A 15684-nucleotide genomic window follows, 5' to 3' on the forward strand; every position below is an offset into this window, starting at 1 on the left:
GGTGTCAGCTCTCCTGGGTGCTGTGCCGGTGGTAGTCGGCCGTGGCCGGGGGCAGGGGGGTGTTGCCCAGGATGAGGTCGGCCGCCTTCTCGGCGAGCATCATCACCGGCGCGTAGATGTTCCCGTTCGTGAGGTACGGCATCGCGGAGGCGTCGACGACGCGCAGCCCCTCGACACCGTGCACCCGCATGGAGGTGGGGTCCAGCACCGACATGTCGTCGACGCCCATACGGGCGGTGCAGGAGGGGTGGTAGGCGGTCTCGGCGTCACGGGCGACCCACTCCAGGATCTCCTCGTCCGTCCGGACCCCGGGGCCGGGTGACAACTCGCCTCCGTCGTACAGGGCGAACGCCGGCTGGGACAGGATGTCCCGGGCCACGTGGATCGCCTCCACCCATTCCTTGCGGTCGTTCGGGGTCGACAGGTAATTGAACCTCAGCGCCGGATACACCCTCGGGTCCCGGGACTTGATTTTCACCGACCCGCGCACGTCCGAATACATGGGCCCGATGTGGACCTGGTAGCCGTGTTCGGCGTTCACCGGCGTGCCGTCGTAGCGCACCGCGATGGGCAGGAAGTGGAACATCAGATTGGGATAGCGCACGACGTCGTTCCCGCGGACGAAGCCGCCCGCCTCGAAATGGTTGGTCGCCGCGGGTCCGGTGCGGAACAACAGCCATTGCAGGCCGATCGCGGGACGCCGGGACCATTTGAGCGACGGATTGTACGAGATCGGCAGCTTGCAGGCGTGCTGGACATAGACCTCGAGGTGGTCCTGGAGGTTCTCGCCGACGCCGCGCAGCTCGTGCACCATGTCGATGCCCAGGGGGCGCAGCTCGTCGGGGTTGCCGATCCCGGACAGTTGCAGCAGCTGCGGCGTGTTGACGGCGCCGCCGCAGAGGACCACCTCGCCGCCGAAGACCCGCCGGCGGTCCCGGCCCCACCGGCGGTACTCCACACCCACCGCCCGCCTGCCCCGGAACAGCACGCGGTCCACCTGCGAGAAGCACTGCACCGTCAGGTTCGGCCGCTTCTTCACCGGGTGGACGTAGGCGCGCGCCGCCGACCAGCGCCGGCCCCGCCGGATGTTGCGGTCGAAGCGGGCGAAGCCCTCCTGGCGGTAGCCGTTGACATCGGACGTCAGCGGGTAGCCGGCCTGCTGCGCCGCCTCGAGGAACGCGGCGAACAGCGGGTTCCTCGCCGGGCCGCGCTCCAGCCACAGCGGGCCGCCCTGGCCGCGCCACTCGTCGGCCCCGGCCACGCAGTGTTCCATGCGCTTGAAGTACGGCAGGCAGTGCGCGTAGTCCCAGGTCTCCATGCCCGGGTCGGCCGCCCAGCGTTCCAGGTCCATGGGATTTCCGCGCTGGAAGATCATCCCGTTGATGGAACTCGATCCGCCGAGCAGCTTCCCCCGGCCCTGGGTGACGCGCCGGCCGTCCATGAAGGGCTCGGGCTCCGATTCGTAGCACCAGTCGTAGAAGCGATTTCCGATGACCATCGTCAGCGCCGCGGGCATGTGCGTGAAGATGTCCCAGATCCAATCGGGGCGGCCGGCCTCCAGGACGAGGACCTTGTTCTCCCGGTCCGCGCTGAGCCGATTGGCCAGCGCGCATCCGGCCGAGCCTCCACCGACGATGATGTAGTCGTACTCCGTCCGGCCCATGCCGCTCCTCGGCTTCATTGCAGCACCCTGCGTCACGCGCTTAACTTAAGCGGCGGGGAATTCCGGCGCACAACGGTGCAGCTGCATTCGGCTCAACCGGGGAAGGACTGCCACGTCCAGTCTGTACATCGGCGGAAAGTGGACGGCCGCGTCGAGCGGCGCCACCCGCGAGATTCTCAATCCCTACGACCAGTCCGTGGTCACCACCGTGGCCGAGGGCGACCGGACGGACGCCCTGGCCGCCGTCGTCGCGGCGCGGGCCGCGTTCGACCACGGCGACTGGCCGTCCTGGACCCCGCGGCAGCGCTCCGAGCTGCTGTACCGAACGGCCGAGTTCCTCCAGCGCGACCGGGCGGAGATCGCGCGCCTCGAAACGCTGGACACCGGGAAGACACTCGTCGAGAGCGGCATCGACGTCGATGACGTGACGGCGGTGTTCCGCTACTACGCGGGCCAGGCCGAGGTGGACTCCGGACGGGTGGTGGACGCGGGCGACCCGAGGATCCGCAGCCGCGTCGTCCACGAGCCGGTGGGCGTGTGCGCCCTGATCACCCCCTGGAACTACCCCCTGCTCCAGGCGTCGTGGAAAGTCGCCCCGGCGTTGGCCGCCGGGAACACCATGGTGATCAAACCCAGCGAGGTCACCCCGCTCACCACCGTCAGGATGGTGGAGCTGATCGAGGAGGCGGGTGCGCCCGCCGGCGTGGTCAACCTCGTGCTCGGTGCGGGCGCGACGGCCGGTGCCGCGCTCGTGGAGAGCCCCGACGTGGACCTGGTGTCCTTCACCGGCGGTCTGTCCACGGGGCAGATGATCATGCGGACGGCCGCCGACACCGTGAAGAACGTCGCCCTGGAACTCGGCGGCAAGAACCCCAACATCGTGTTCGCCGACGCCGATGTCGAGACCGCGATCGACCACGCCCTCACCGCCGTGTTCTTCCACGCCGGGCAGGTGTGCTCGGCGGGTACCCGGCTCATCGTCGAGGACTCCCTGCACGACGACTTCGTCGCCGAGCTGGTCCGTCGCACCGAGCGGATCCGCCTCGGCAACGGGCTGGACGAGCACACCGAGAGCGGCCCGCTCGTCTCCGCCGAACACCGGGACAAGGTCGAGTCCTACGTGCGGCTGGGCATCGAGGAGGGCGCGCGACTCGTCGCGGGCGGCAAGCGCCCCGACGAACCGGAGCTGAGCGACGGCTTCTTCTACCGGCCGACGGTGTTCGACGACTGCACGCAGGACATGCGCATCGTGCAGGAGGAGACCTTCGGCCCCATTCTGACCGTGGAGCGGTTCACCGACGAGGACCGGGCGGTCGAACTGGGCAACCACACCGACTACGGGCTCGCCGGGGCCGTGTGGACCAGGGACGCCGGCCGGGCCGAACGGGTCGCGCGACGGCTGCGGCACGGCACGGTGTGGATCAACGACTTCGGTCCGTACCTGCCGCAGGCGGAGTGGGGCGGGTTCAAGCGCTCCGGCATCGGCAGGGAGCTCGGGCAGGAGGGCCTCGCCGAGTACCGCCAGGCCAAGCACATCTACGAGAACACCGCTCCCGTGCCCCAGCGCTGGTTCGCCCGCTGAGACCCCGGGGATCCCCGCATCCCCGGATCCCGGAGCACCGGGTGCCGGAGCCCCCGCCCGGGCGGACCAGCCGTCCGCCCGGGCTCACCGTGCCACGGTCCCCGCGTCTGGTTGCCGCCCAGGGTGGACACCGATGAGCACACGTGGAAGAAGTCCGGCTCCCGGTCGAGCGTGAGCTCCGACAGCACGGCGGCTCCGCGCACCTTGGGGTGCGGGACGGCCTCGAAGCGTTCGGCCGCCAGCTCCGCCGCCGGTGCGCGGCGTGCAGGACGCCCCGCACCGGGTGCCCGCGCCGCCCGCGTCGGCGATCGCCCGCCGCACCGCCTCGCGGTCGGCCACGTCCGCGGCGACAGGAGGTCTTCCCGCGTGCACGGGGGCGCGCGGAGAGGGGGCGTGCCGCCGGGGTCCGGCCTTTCGCAGCCGCGGTCGCGTCGGTCACCTTGTCGGGCATCGGCCGCACTGTCCCTTCGGATGGCCAGGTGCTCCCTGGCGCGGTCGTCTGCAGAGCCGGGCCCCTGCCCAACGTGCGGTCGCGGACCGGGATGCGGTCTCTCACCCGTGCGTGTCTCGCCCCCCATCCGTACGGGGTTCACCGGCGAGAGGCCCGGTAGGGCGGGTGGCGGAACCGGCGCAGTCGCCGACGGGTGGCAGCACTGGCGCAGCCGTCGGCTGGGCGCCGTGCCGGACGGCGAGCCGGTGGCGTGGGAGCACCCGGGCGCGCGGGGAGGGTCGGCGTGCGAACGGGACGGGTCAGGGATCGGGCCACGGATGCCGAGGCGGTGTGGGGGACGCGGGCTCGCCGGGCTTGCCCGGAAGGGGGAGGGAGCGCCGACTCGTCCCCCGATGCTGCGACTCCGACGGTGCCCCCATGGTGGTCCCGCGCACACGGACAGCCAAGACTGTGGCGTCCCACCACATACGACGCTGACCTGGGCGTTCCTACGGTGTGGCGACACGCGTACGTATCCGTCGACCACCAGGAAGTGGTGCCGATGTCCTCCCCCACCGCCGCCCCACCGACCCCCGCCCACCTCAAGCGCGTCGTCGCCGCGAGCCTCGTCGGGACGACCATCGAGTGGTACGACTTCTTCCTCTACGGGTCGGCCGCCGCGCTCGTCTTCAACCGGCTGTTCTTCCCCGGGTCGGACCCCCTCGTCGGGACGCTCCTGTCGTTCCTGACCTACGCCGTCGGGTTCGCGGCCCGGCCGCTCGGGGCGCTGGTGTTCGGGCACTACGGGGACCGGCTCGGGCGGAAGCGGCTGCTCGTGCTGAGTCTGCTGTTGATGGGCGGGGCGACCTTCGCCATCGGGCTGCTGCCGACGCACGCGACGATCGGCAGCGCCGCGCCCGTCCTGCTCACGGTGTTGCGGCTGGTGCAGGGGTTCGCCCTGGGCGGTGAGTGGGGCGGGGCCGTCCTGCTGGTGTCCGAGCACGGGGACGCCGAGCGACGCGGCTTCTGGGCCTCCTGGCCGCAGACCGGGGCGCCGGCCGGCCAGCTGCTCGCGACCGGTGTGCTCGCCGCGCTGACGGCGCTGCTGTCGGACGCCGCGTTCACGTCGTGGGGGTGGCGCGTGCCGTTCCTGTTGTCCGGGGTGCTCGTCCTGGTCGGGCTGTGGATCCGCTTGTCCGTGGACGAGTCGCCGGTGTTCAAGGCGGCGCTGGAGCGGGCCGAGGCGCGCCGGGCCGAGGCCGCCCGGACGGGTGCGCGGGCGGTGGCGGAGCGGACGCCGCTGGTCGACGTGGTGCGGTACCACTGGCGCGAGGTGCTGGTCGCCATGGGCGCGCGCATGGCGGAGAACATCAGCTACTACGTGATCACCGCCTTCATCCTCGTGTACGCCACGACGCACGCGGGGCTCAGCCGGCAGTCGGCGCTCAACGCCGTCCTCCTCGCCTCCGCCGTCCACTTCGTGGTGATCCCCCTGTGGGGCGCGCTCTCGGACCGGGTGGGGCGGCGGCCCGTCTACCTGGTCGGGGCGGTCGGCATGGGGGCGTGGATGTTCCCGTTCTTCGCGCTCATCGACCGCGGTGGGTTCGGTTCCCTGCTCCTCGCCGTCACCGTCGGGCTGGTCCTGCACGGGGCCATGTACGCACCCCAGGCGGCGTTCTTCGCGGAGATGTTCGCCACACGGATGCGGTACTCGGGCGCCTCGATCGGCGCGCAGTTCGCGTCCGTCGCGGCGGGCGCGCCGGCACCGCTCATCGCGACCGCGCTCCTCGCCGAGTACGGCGGCTCGACACCGATCTCCCTGTACGTCATCGCCTCGGCGCTGCTCACCGTGGTCGCCGTCGTCTGCGCCCGCGAGACCCGCAGCCGCGACCTCGGTGAGCAGGACGCCGTGCCCGGGGAGGGGCAGGGGGAGACGAAGTCGAAGGAAGCGGAGGGAGTCGAGGGAGTCGAGGCGGAGGGCCGGGGGCGTCCGGTGGGCGGGCGTTGAGGCGGTGAGGGGCCGGCGCGCGGGGACGCCCCGGCCCCTCACCGGGTGAGCGCGGGGGCCATCAGGTGCAGGCGCAGGGCGAGCCGGACCTCGAAGGACCGGTCGGGGGACTGCCAGTCGTCGCCCAGGAGCCGCGCCACCCGCTCCAGGCGCTGCGCCACGGTGTTCACGTGGACGTGCAGGCGGTCCTTGGTGCGGGCGGGACTCATGCCGCTCGCGAAGTACGCGTCCAACGTGCCGACCAGGTCGGTGCCCCGGCGCCGGTCGTAGGCGATGACCTGCCCGATCGTACGGTCGACGAAGCCGTCGATGTCGCGGGTGTCCGCCAGGAGCAGCCCGAGGAAGCCGAGCTCCTCCACGGCGGCGCCCTCGCCCGTGCGGCCGAGCAACGCCAGCGCGTCCAGACAGCGGCGGGCCTCCGCGTAGGCCGGGGCGATGGCTGCCGGGCGGGTGGCGGGCGCCTCCACCGCGCACGACGCGCCGACCGTGACCCGCTCGCGCAGGGTGCGGCCCAGGTCGACGGCGGTACGGCGGGCGGCAGCCGCCGCGGTGTCCCCCGGGCGCAGCGGCAGCAACAGGACCGTACCGCCGTCCCGGGCGGAGGCCAGGCCCCGGCGGGTGGCGGCGAGGTGGGAGGCCGCGGACCACAACCGCTGCCGGTCGGCACGGGCGTGCTCCTCCGCTGCCGGGCGGTCCACCCGCGCGGCGAGGACCACGTGCGGTACGTCGAAGTCGGCGCTCAGCCGGGCCGCCCGCTCCTCCAGGAGTCCCAGGTCGCGGTCGGGTGTGTCGATCAGGTCGTCCAGCAGTTCGCCCCGTACCCGCTGTTCCGCCTCGCCGGCGGAGCGGCGGGCGAGGAGCAGCAGGGACGTGACCATGGCGGCGCGCTCCAGGGTTCGCCGGTCGACGGGGTCGAGTCGGGCGTTTCCCCGGAGGACCAGCGCGCCGAACACCTCGCCGCCCGCCGACACCGCGGCGGTGAAGTCCGCTCCGCGCAGCACCGCACGGCCGTCGGCGGATGCCCGGTGCCGCGGCGCCTCGGTGAACTCGACCGTGCCGCCGAGGACCTCCGACACCGCGTCCACCACGTCCTGGACGCCACCGCCGCGCAACACCAGCTCCGTCAGCCGGTCGTGGACCTCCGACGCCCGCTCGATGACGCCGCTGCGGTCCCGGATGATGCCGTTGGCGCGCTCCAGCTCGGTGAGGGCGGCGCGGGTCTCCGACAGGAGGTTCGCCGTGTCGATGGCGACCGCGGCGTGGGCGGCGAACGAGCCGAGCAGGGCGACCTGCTCGCGTTCGAAGACCCGCGCGCGGCGGTCCGCCGCGAACAGGACGCCGATCACCTGGCTGCCCAGCGTCAGCGGCACCCCGAGGATGGCGACCAGGCCCTCGTCGCGCACGCCCGCGTCGATGGTCCGCGTGTGCCGGAACCGGTCGTCGTCGAAGTAGTCGTCCGTCACGTACGGGCGGGCCGTCTGCGCGACCAGCCCGCCGAGGCCCTCGCCCATCGCGAGGCGGAGCTGCTGGAAGCGCGCCGACACCGAGCCGTCGGTGACGCGCATGTACGTGTCGCCCGCGACCGGGTCGTTGAGGCTCAGGTAGGCGACCTCGGTACCGAGGAGGGAGCGGGCGCGCTGCACGATGGCGCGGAGCACCGCGTCGAGGTCCCGCAGGCCCGCCAGGTCGTGGGCCGTCTCGAACAGCGCGGACAGCTCCGCCTCGCGGCGGCGGCGCCCCTCCAACTCCGCGCGCACGCGCAGCGCGAGCTGCTTGGCGCGCTCCAGTTCGGCGAGCGCGGCGGCGTCCGCGCCGCCCGCCCGGGCCAGGAGCACCGGGCGGTCGTACGCCTCCGCGGCCGCGCCCCGCGCCAGCAGCTCCAGGTAGGCGTCCGGCTCGGGGCGGGGGCGGGGTGCGGGGTGTGCGGGGCGGGGTGCGGCGGGTCGGGGGTGAGGGAGGGTGCGGGGGTGGGCGTGAGGCTCGGCGTCGGGGTCTGGGGCGGCATCGGAACCGGGGCGGGCGTCGGGGCCTGGGCGGGCCGACGGGCGGGGGTCGGGTAGCGGGTGCTGGTCCTCGGACATGGTCACAGGGATACCTGCCGTGTGTCGGGGTGCACCAGACCTGTGGACGACGGTCCGGCCCGGGCACCGGTCGCCGAGTCGTGCGGGGTCAGTGGGCCGTCCAGCCGCCGTCGAGGGTCAGGGACGTGCCGGTGACGAAGGCCGCCGCCGGCGTGCAGAGGTAGGCCACGGCCTCGGCCACCTCCTCCGGCTCCGCCAGCCGCTTGAGGGGCGTGTCCCTGAGCAGCACCTCGGACAGGACGCGCTCGGGCGGGATGCCGTGGGCCGCCGCCTGATCGGCGATCTGCCGCTCCACGAGGGCCGTGCGCACGTACCCGGGGCTGACGCAGTTGGACGTGACGCCGTGGGGCGCGCCCTCCAGCGCGGCTGTCTTGGACAACCCCTCCAGACCATGTTTGGCCGCCACATAGGCGGACTTGAAGGCAGAGGCGCGCACCCCATGGACGGAGGAGATGTTGACGATGCGGCCCCATCCCTGGCCGTACATGTGCGGCAAGGCGCCCCTGATCAGCCGGAACGGGGCCTCCAGCAGGACGGTGAGCACCGTGTGGAAGACCTCGGGCGGGAAGTCCTGGAGGGGCCGGACGTGTTGCAGCCCGGCGTTGTTGACGAGGACGTCGACGCCGGCGGCCGCCGCCTCGGCCGCGTCCAGGTCCGTCAGGTCGAGCACCTGCGCCCGGACCGTACCGGGCAGGTCACGCGCCTGGGCCTGAAGCGCGTGCAGGCCGTCCGCGTCCCGGTCGACGGCCCGTACCCGGGCACCGGCGGCCGCGAGCCGCAGTGCGCAGGCGCGGCCGATGCCGGCGGCGGCGCCCGTGACCAGCGCGGTGCGGCCCGCCAGGTCGAGCCCGACCGGGCGGGGCGGAGTCGGGGCCGTGGACGGGGCCGGGCCCGGCGAAGGGGGTGGAGTCGAGGCCGCGGGCGGGACCGGGGGTGGGGCCGGGGCCGGGGGCGGGACCGAGGGTGGGGCCGGGGCCGGGGCCGGGGGTGGCGCGGTGGGTGCAGTCGGGGTCGTGGTCGGGGGTGGCGCGGTGGGCGGGGGTGGCGTCGTCATGGTTCGCACCGTACGGAGCCGGTGTTCGTTCGCTGATGTGGACGGCGCCCATACTTCAGTCAGCAGGGGTGGTGGCGAACCATGTGGGGGCGTCGGTGCGCGCCTGCTTGATCCGGAACAGCTGGCTCTCGTGCAGCCGGGGCAGCGCGTCCACGCCGAACCAACCGACCTCCAGCGCCTCGTCGTCGTGGACCCGGGCCTCCCCGCCCGTGGCGCGGCACCGGAAGACGATGTCCATGTACTGGCACTGGTCGCCGTTCGGGTACGTGACGGGCTCCGGCTGCGCGGCCACCATGACGACGCGCTCCGCGACGCACTCGACGCCGGTCTCCTCGTACACCTCGCGGACCGCGGTGACGGCCGGCTGCTCCCCCGGCTCGGCGATGCCGCCGATCAACGCCCACTTGCCGTCGTCGACGCGTCGCATCAGCAACACCCGGTCCTCGTCGTCCAGGACCACGGCGGTGACGCCGGGCAGCAGCAGGAGCTGGTGCCCGGCGGACGCCCTGAGAGCCTTGATGAAATCGGGGGTCCCCATACGACGACCCTACTGGTTCGGTGCGGTCCTCCCGCGGCGCGCGGCCCGGCCACGGACCGCCGCCCAGCCGAGACCTCCCAGGGCGACCGCGGCGAGAGCCGCCTCCGGCAGGACGCCCAGACGGGTCGCCGGAGTGAGCGAGGAACGCAGCGGCACCTCGGCCACCAGGGCGTCCGGCGTGAACAGCCGTGACTGCCGGACGATCCCGCCGTCCGGCAGGATGATCGCACTGACGCCGCTGGTGACGGGGACGACCACGGTGCGGCTGTGCTCGACCGCACGCACGCGGTCCATCGCGAGCTGCTGGTAGGTCATCTCGGTGCGCCCGAAGGTCGCGTTGTTGCTGGGTACGGAGATCAACCGCGCGCCGTGCGTGACGGTGTCCCGGACCGCCCAGTCGAAGGCCGCCTCGTAGCAGGTGGCGAGGCCGACGCGGGTGCCGGCGAGGTCGAAGACGCCGACTTCGGTGCCGGGGCCGAAGTCGCGGCTGACCCGGTCCACGTCCTCGTTGAAGAGGCGGACCACGGAACGCATCGGGATGTACTCGCCGAACGGCTGCACGTGCCGCTTGTCGTACGTGGCGACGGGGCCCCGCCCCGGCTCCCACTGCACGAGCGTGTTGCGCAGCGTGCCCGTCTCCGGGGTGAGGACGGCGCCGACGACCGTCGGCACCCCGATCGCCCGGACGGCGCGGTCGATGGCCTCGCGGGCGTCCGGGTTGCGGTACGGGTCGAGGTCGGAGGAGTTCTCCGGCCACAGGACGAAGTCGGGCCGCGCGGCCTTGCCGGCGGCGACGTCGGCGGCGAGCTGTTCGGTGCGGCGCGCGTGGTTGTCGAGGACCGCACGGCGCTGGGCGTTGAAGTCGAGGCCCAGGCGGGGCACGTTGCCCTGGATGGCGGCGACCGTGGCGGTGCCGTCCTCGGCCGCCGTGGAGACCAGCGGCCGGGCGGCGGCCGCACCGGTCAGGGGGACCAGCACGGAGAGCGCGGCAACGGCGAGCGCAGCGCGCGGGAGCCGACCGGAGGCGCGGCGCAGACGGGCCGCGCGGACCGCCTCGAACAGGCCGAAGCCGCACAGGGCGACGGCGAAGCCCAGGACCGGTGTGCCGCCGACCGCGGCGAGCGGCAGGAACACCCCGTCCGCCTGCCCGAACGCGATCTTTCCCCAGGGGAAGCCGCCGAACGGCACCCGCGCGCGCAACCCCTCCCCGGCCACCCACACGGCGGCGGCCCAGACCGGCCAGGCGGGCAGCCGCGTGACGGCGGCGACACCGAGACCGGTGGCGGCGACGAAGAGCGACTCGATGGTGACGAGCGCCAGCCACGGCACGGGCCCCACCTCCTCGCCGGTCCACACCAGCAGCGGCAGCAGGAAGCCGAGCCCCGCCAGGAACCCGAAGCCGAACCCGGCCCGCAGGCGGCGCCCGCGCAGGATCCACCCGAGCAGGGCGAAGGCGAGGGGCGCGAGCCACCACAGGGGGCGTGGCGGGAAGCTCAGGAAGAGCACGACCCCGGACAGCAGCGCCGCTCCCGGCCGCACGAGCCGCCGCGGCCACCGCCCCCGGCGGGTCTCCCCCTGCTCGGGGGGACCGGGTACGGCGAGGGGGGTCATGGTGGCGCTCACCTGCCGGAGTCTACGGCGCGTCGTCGGCCGCCGGGGAGGGGGACCGCTGGGTCCGGACCGTCGGGCGACGGGCGGGGCGGAGCGTGGGTCCGGGGCCGTCGGGGCGGGGGTCGGTGGGGCGGGGGTCGGTGGGGCGGGGCGGCGGGTCCGGGGCGGCCGGGCCGTGGGTCGGTGGGGCGGGGGTCGGTGGGGCGGGGCGGCGGGTTCTGGGCCGTCGGGCGGCGGGCCAGCGGGGCGGTGGGTGGGGCGACGTCGCGGTGGGTCACCTCCTCGGGGTCGGCGGCCCCGGGTACCGCCGAACTGGACCCGCTGTCGCCCCCACCCCCCTGCGGGGGCGACCCGCCACGGCCCCGCCACTCGCCGTGGGGCCGTCACCCGGCCTCCGTGGCCGCCGTTCGGGAGCCGGGCCCGGAGAGCCGTCACCCGGGGCCGGTGCGGGGGCCGCGGTCCGGGGCGACTCGGGGGTGCTGCGGGGGGTTCGGTCTGCGGCGCAGGTGCAGGCGGTGGCGGATGACCCGGACCGCGGTCTCGGCGTCGTCGACGGTCACGGTGAAACTGCGGCCGTCCCCGAGGGTGAGGACCAGGCCCTCGCCACGGCGTACGACGACGGCCGTGCCCTGCTCCGGGCGCCACCGGTAGCCCCAGCCGCCCCAGTGCCGGGGGGTGACGCGGGGGTGGAACTCGGCACCGACCACGTGGTCGAGCGGGATGCGGCGGCGCGGCAGCCCCATGTGACCGCAGCGCACCTCCAGGGCGTGCCGGTCCACGGTGAGTTCGACGTGGACGAAGGCGAGGGTCCCGAAGAGGACGAGGAGCCCGACGGTGACGCAGCCGACGACAGCCATCAGTACGGCGGTGACGCCCGCGGTCCACGCGGCGCCGGCCGCGAGCACGACGCCGAGGGCGAGACAGGCGGCTCCGCCCGCGGCGAGCAGCCACTGCACGCGGTTCGTCGCCCGTCCCTTCCAGGTCTCCGGCACGGCCGGCGCGAAGTCCGGCGAGGGGTGCTCGGCGCGGGGCGGGGTCGTCTCCGGGTCCCGGGGCTCCCTCATGGTGCGGAGCCTACCGAGCCGGGTCCGGCGTGGCGCTCGGTCCGGGGCGTCCGGGTGAGGTGGCCGTCAGGCCGCCGCCGTGGGTGCCAGCAGCAGGTGGCCCTCCGGGTAGGCGAGGGCCTCCGGGGGCAGTGCGGAGGGGCGGCCGCTGAGGAGCACCGTGAGCGCGGGGCCGGTGTACCCGGCCGGGGTGGCGTCCGGCCGCGGGTCGGCGCCCACGCGGCGCAGGGCCTGCGCGGCGACGGCGTGCGCGGAGCCGTACAGGGCGACGTCCCGGCCGGTGACGGGGCGCAGTGCCGCGCGGATGCGCTCCTCGACCAGCTCGTAGTGGGTGCAGCCGAGGACGACGGTGGTGACGCCGGCCGGCGTGAGGGCGGCCGCCGCGGCGACCGCCGCGTCGATGCGCCGCTCGTCGGCGTATTGCACGGCGTCCGCGAGGCCCGGGCAGGGCACCTCGGTGACGTCCACACCGGACGCGAACTCCGCGATCAGCCGCCGCTGGTAGGCGCTGCCGGTGGTGGCCGGGGTGGCCCAGATGGCGACGGGCCCGCCGCCCGCGGCGGCCGGCTTGATCGCCGGTACGGTGCCGATGACGGGGATGCCCGGCTCCAGCTCGGCGCGCAGGGCGGGCAGGGCGTGGACGGAGGCGGTGTTGCAGGCGACCACGAGGGCGTCGGGGGCGTGGGCGGCGGCGGCTCGGGCCACGGCCAGCGCGCGCGTGGTGACGTCCTCGGGCGTACGGGGCCCCCAGGGGAGCCCGTCCGGGTCGGAGGAGAGCACGAGCTCGGCGTCCGGCCGCAGCCGGCGCACCACGGCGGCCGCCGCCAGCAGGCCGATCCCGGAGTCCATGAGCGCGATCTTCACCCGGTCACCCTAGCCGACCGCCCTCACACGCGCCCCGATGTGGGGCAGACTGCCGCGAATGAGCGTGATTGCGTGGATCGCCCTTGTTTCGTGCGCCGCGTGGGCGTGGCTGCTCCTCGGGCAGGGCCTGTTCTGGCGTACCGACCAGCGGCTCCCCCGCGGCTCCGCCGAGCCGGTCGCCTGGCCGTCGGTGGCCGTCGTCGTCCCGGCCCGGGACGAGGCGGAGGTGCTGCCGGTGAGCCTGACCTCACTGCTGCGCCAGGACTACCCGGGCCGGGCGGAGATCGTCCTCGTCGACGACGGCAGCGCGGACGGGACGGGGGAGCTGGCGCGGGCCCTGGCGGAGCGGTGCGCGTGGCGGCACGGGGGTGGGCTGCCGCTGACGGTGGTCAGCCCGGGGCCGCCGGAGCGCGGTTGGACGGGCAAGCTGTGGGCGGTGCGGCACGGCATCGCGGTGGCGCGCGGGCACGGGGAGGGCGGTCCGGACTTCCTGCTGCTGACGGACGCCGACATCGCGCACGCGCCGGACAGTCTGCGCCGCCTGGTGGCGGCCGCCACCTCGCACCGTCTCGACCTGGTGTCGCAGATGGCGCGGCTGCGGGTGGCGGGCGGGTGGGAACGGCTCGTCGTCCCGGCCTTCGTCTACTTCTTCTGCCAGCTGTACCCGTTCCGGTGGGTCAACAGCGCCCGCGCCTCGGCTGCGGCGGGTGGCTGCGTGCTGCTGCGGACGGCGGCGGCCGAACGGGCCGGGGTGCCCGGGACGATCCGGGGCGCGGTGATCGACGACGTCGCCCTGGCGCGGGCGGTGCGCCGGTCGGGAGGGCGGATCTGGCTGGGGCTGGCCGACCACGTCGACAGCGTGCGGCCCTACCCGCGGCTCGCGGACCTGTGGCGGATGGTGGCGCGCAGCGCGTACGCGCAGTTGCGGCACAGCGTGGCCGTACTGGCCGGCACCGTCGCGGGCTTGGCCCTGGTGTACCTGGCGCCCCCGCTGTGTCTGGCGGCGGGGGTCGTGGGCGGCGACGCGGTGGCGGCGTGGGCGGGTGGCGCCGCGTGGGCCGTGATGGCGGGGACGTACGTGCCGATGCTGCGCTACTACCGGCAGCCGCTGCGGGGGGCCGTGCTGCTGCCGGTGACGGCCTTCCTCTACCTGCTGATGACGGTGGACTCGGCGCTGCGGCACCACCGGGGGCGGGGCGCTGCCTGGAAGGGGCGTACGTACGGCGCGCCGCAGGCCGCTTCGGAGCGGTAGCGGCTCACTTGCGGCCCGGTGTCCAGTTCATGCCCCAGCCGTAGGCGTGGTCGATGGTCCGCTGGGGGCTGACGCCGCGCTCCGGGACCAGGTAGCGGGCCTCGCGCTGGACGACCAGGTCGTCCCCGTGGCGGGTGATCAGGGCGAGGGCGCAGACCGTGGAGGGGACGGTGCACTCGTCGAGGAAGAACTCGACGGGCGCGCCGTGCTGCGGTGTCAGGGTGACCGTCGCGTGGAGGTCGGCGAAGCTGCGCGCGCCCTCGTAGATGGTGACGAAGACGAGGATCCGGCGGAACGCGTCCCTGTGGTCGAGGTTGACGGTGAGGTTCTCGCCGGTCGCCACCGCGCCGGTGCGGTCGTCGCCGTCGAGGTGGATGTACGGGGGCCGGCGCAGGTCGCCGAAGGTGTTGCCGAGGGCCTGGACGACGCCCTTGCTGCCGTCCGACAGCTCGAACAGGGCGCACAGGTCGAGGTCGAGGTCGGAGTGGTGGGCGACGGCGCGGCCGCGCTTGGCGCCCCACCCGCGGAACTGCTTGCGCACCTCCCAGTTGAGGTTCACGCGCAGCGCGCCGGAGGTGCCGCCCTGCTTGGCGAGGGAGACGGTGGGGGCCTCCTTGGTCAGGGTGACCTTGGAGAGGGACACCGGGGCGGGCGCCGGGGGCGGTGTGGGCGCGGGCGGCGGGGGCGGTGTGGGCGCGGGCGTCACGGGCCGGGCGGGCGGGGTGGGGGCGGCGGGCGCCGCACCGGCGGGGCGGGGCGGGGACACGGCGGGCCGGGGGTCGTCCACGGTGATGCCGAAGTCCCGCGCGAGCCCTTCGAGTCCGGTGCCGTACCCCTGGCCGACGGCGCGGAACTTCCACGCGCCCTGCCGCCGGTACAGCTCGCCCATGATGTAGGCGGTCTCCACAGTGGCGTCCCGGCTCTCGTACCGTGCGACCTCCGTGCCGTCCGCGGCGTCGAGGACCCGCACGCACAGGCCGGGCACCTGGCGGAAGGTGCCGCCGTCGGCGGACGCGGTGAGGACGACGCGCTCCACGCCGGGCTCCACGCGCGGGAGGTCGACGGTGAGGGCGTCGGTCACGGACGCGCCCGCGGTGCGCTTGCCGTCGTGGCGCACGGCACCGGAGGGGTGCGCCGGCTGGTTGTAGAAGACGAAGTCCGCGTCGGAGCGCACCTTGCCCGACGCGAGCAGGAGCGCCGAGGCGTCGACGTCCGGGACCCCCGGTCCCGCCTCCCAGCCCAGCTCGACCCGGAGCGGCCGGGCCGGCACCGGAACGTTGGCTCCCTTAAGCATGGACATGCCCGCCCCCATCGTGTGTCGAGCCCCTCGTGGCGTGTGTACGGGCCACGTTAGGCGCACCGGCGGCGCCCCGTTGGGCAGACTCGTCGGTAACCCCTCGCCAGCTCGGGCTTTACACGATCATTACGCCGCCCCGCGACCGATTTTCCCGGGTTCGTCGCATTGGTGTTCCGCAGCCGCACAAGACGCGTCAAACAACCCGCTTATCGGCCTTCCACCCGGCACACCGGGGGCTTA

The 15684-nt window shown here is 74.4% G+C and carries 12 protein-coding genes; 3 read left to right on the top strand and 9 right to left on the bottom strand.

The window, feature by feature from the left end:
- Nucleotides 1-4: 4 nt before the first annotated feature.
- On the bottom strand, nucleotides 5-1663 hold the full coding sequence (gene betA / locus ACF053_RS23290) for a choline dehydrogenase (protein WP_391955756.1): 1659 nt from the start codon (nucleotides 1661-1663) through the stop codon (nucleotides 5-7).
- Between the two features lie 85 nt (nucleotides 1664-1748).
- Between betA and ACF053_RS23295 the strand changes: the two genes are divergently transcribed.
- On the top strand, nucleotides 1749-3245 hold the full coding sequence (locus ACF053_RS23295; protein WP_391955757.1) for an aldehyde dehydrogenase family protein: 1497 nt from the start codon (nucleotides 1749-1751) through the stop codon (nucleotides 3243-3245).
- On the opposite strand, the gene ACF053_RS23300 is transcribed toward ACF053_RS23295, so the two are convergent.
- Nucleotides 3200-3823, bottom strand: a complete 624-nt coding sequence (locus ACF053_RS23300) for a KR domain-containing protein (protein ID WP_391955701.1) — start codon at nucleotides 3821-3823, stop codon at nucleotides 3200-3202. The genes ACF053_RS23295 and ACF053_RS23300 overlap by 46 nt on opposite strands.
- Nucleotides 3824-4237: 414 nt before the next feature.
- On the opposite strand from ACF053_RS23300, the gene ACF053_RS23305 reads away from it, so the two are divergent.
- Nucleotides 4238-5683 carry an MFS transporter gene (locus tag ACF053_RS23305; RefSeq protein WP_391955702.1) on the top strand — a complete coding sequence of 482 codons (1446 nt, stop codon included), beginning with the start codon at nucleotides 4238-4240 and terminating at the stop codon, nucleotides 5681-5683.
- Between the two features lie 38 nt (nucleotides 5684-5721).
- Here ACF053_RS23305 and ACF053_RS23310 read toward each other — a convergent pair whose 3' ends face one another.
- The 6 genes from ACF053_RS23310 to ACF053_RS23335 form a co-directional block, all read right to left on the bottom strand.
- Nucleotides 5722-7764, bottom strand: a complete 2043-nt coding sequence (locus ACF053_RS23310; RefSeq protein ID WP_391955703.1) for a helix-turn-helix domain-containing protein — start codon at nucleotides 7762-7764, stop codon at nucleotides 5722-5724.
- A gap of 88 nt (nucleotides 7765-7852) precedes the next feature.
- The gene (locus tag ACF053_RS23315) at nucleotides 7853-8818 is read right to left on the bottom strand and encodes a 3-hydroxybutyrate dehydrogenase (RefSeq protein WP_391955704.1); all 966 of its coding nucleotides are present in this window, start codon (nucleotides 8816-8818) and stop codon (nucleotides 7853-7855) included.
- A 55-nt stretch (nucleotides 8819-8873) separates the two neighbouring features.
- Nucleotides 8874-9356, bottom strand: a complete 483-nt coding sequence (locus ACF053_RS23320) for an NUDIX hydrolase (RefSeq protein WP_391955705.1) — start codon at nucleotides 9354-9356, stop codon at nucleotides 8874-8876.
- A 9-nt stretch (nucleotides 9357-9365) separates the two neighbouring features.
- Nucleotides 9366-10979 carry an apolipoprotein N-acyltransferase gene (gene lnt / locus ACF053_RS23325; protein ID WP_391955706.1) on the bottom strand — a complete coding sequence of 538 codons (1614 nt, stop codon included), beginning with the start codon at nucleotides 10977-10979 and terminating at the stop codon, nucleotides 9366-9368.
- Nucleotides 10980-11398: 419 nt separating this feature from the next.
- On the bottom strand, nucleotides 11399-12031 hold the full coding sequence (locus ACF053_RS23330) for a hypothetical protein (RefSeq protein WP_391955707.1): 633 nt from the start codon (nucleotides 12029-12031) through the stop codon (nucleotides 11399-11401).
- Between the two features lie 66 nt (nucleotides 12032-12097).
- Nucleotides 12098-12895, bottom strand: a complete 798-nt coding sequence (locus tag ACF053_RS23335; protein WP_391955708.1) for a glutamate racemase — start codon at nucleotides 12893-12895, stop codon at nucleotides 12098-12100.
- 58 nt (nucleotides 12896-12953) lie between these two features.
- Here ACF053_RS23335 and ACF053_RS23340 point away from each other — a divergent pair, with 58 nt between their 5' ends.
- Complete coding sequence (locus tag ACF053_RS23340) at nucleotides 12954-14147, top strand: glycosyltransferase (RefSeq protein ID WP_391955709.1); 1194 nt, start codon at nucleotides 12954-12956, stop codon at nucleotides 14145-14147.
- 4 nt (nucleotides 14148-14151) lie between these two features.
- On the opposite strand, the gene ACF053_RS23345 is transcribed toward ACF053_RS23340, so the two are convergent.
- Nucleotides 14152-15447, bottom strand: coding sequence for a TerD family protein (locus ACF053_RS23345; RefSeq protein ID WP_391955710.1), 1296 nt, complete (start codon nucleotides 15445-15447; stop codon nucleotides 14152-14154).
- Nucleotides 15448-15684 lie beyond the last annotated feature (237 nt).

This window comes from Streptomyces kanasensis, assembly GCF_043077165.1.
GTDB lineage: Bacteria > Actinomycetota > Actinomycetes > Streptomycetales > Streptomycetaceae > Streptomyces > Streptomyces changanensis.

Bases quoted from the DNA above. Each gene is read 5' to 3' on its own strand.
- betA (WP_391955756.1), bottom strand. From the start codon at position 1,663: ATGGGCCGGACGGAGTACGACTACATCATCGTCGGTGGAGGCTCGGCC.
- ACF053_RS23300 (WP_391955701.1), bottom strand. From the start codon at position 3,823: ATGGGGGGCGAGACACGCACGGGTGAGAGACCGCATCCCGGTCCGCGA.
- ACF053_RS23305 (WP_391955702.1), top strand. From the start codon at position 4,238: ATGTCCTCCCCCACCGCCGCCCCACCGACCCCCGCCCACCTCAAGCGC.
- ACF053_RS23310 (WP_391955703.1), bottom strand. From the start codon at position 7,764: ATGTCCGAGGACCAGCACCCGCTACCCGACCCCCGCCCGTCGGCCCGC.
- ACF053_RS23315 (WP_391955704.1), bottom strand. From the start codon at position 8,818: ATGACGACGCCACCCCCGCCCACCGCGCCACCCCCGACCACGACCCCG.
- ACF053_RS23320 (WP_391955705.1), bottom strand. From the start codon at position 9,356: ATGGGGACCCCCGATTTCATCAAGGCTCTCAGGGCGTCCGCCGGGCAC.
- ACF053_RS23330 (WP_391955707.1), bottom strand. From the start codon at position 12,031: ATGAGGGAGCCCCGGGACCCGGAGACGACCCCGCCCCGCGCCGAGCAC.
- ACF053_RS23340 (WP_391955709.1), top strand. From the start codon at position 12,954: ATGAGCGTGATTGCGTGGATCGCCCTTGTTTCGTGCGCCGCGTGGGCG.
- ACF053_RS23345 (WP_391955710.1), bottom strand. From the start codon at position 15,447: ATGTCCATGCTTAAGGGAGCCAACGTTCCGGTGCCGGCCCGGCCGCTC.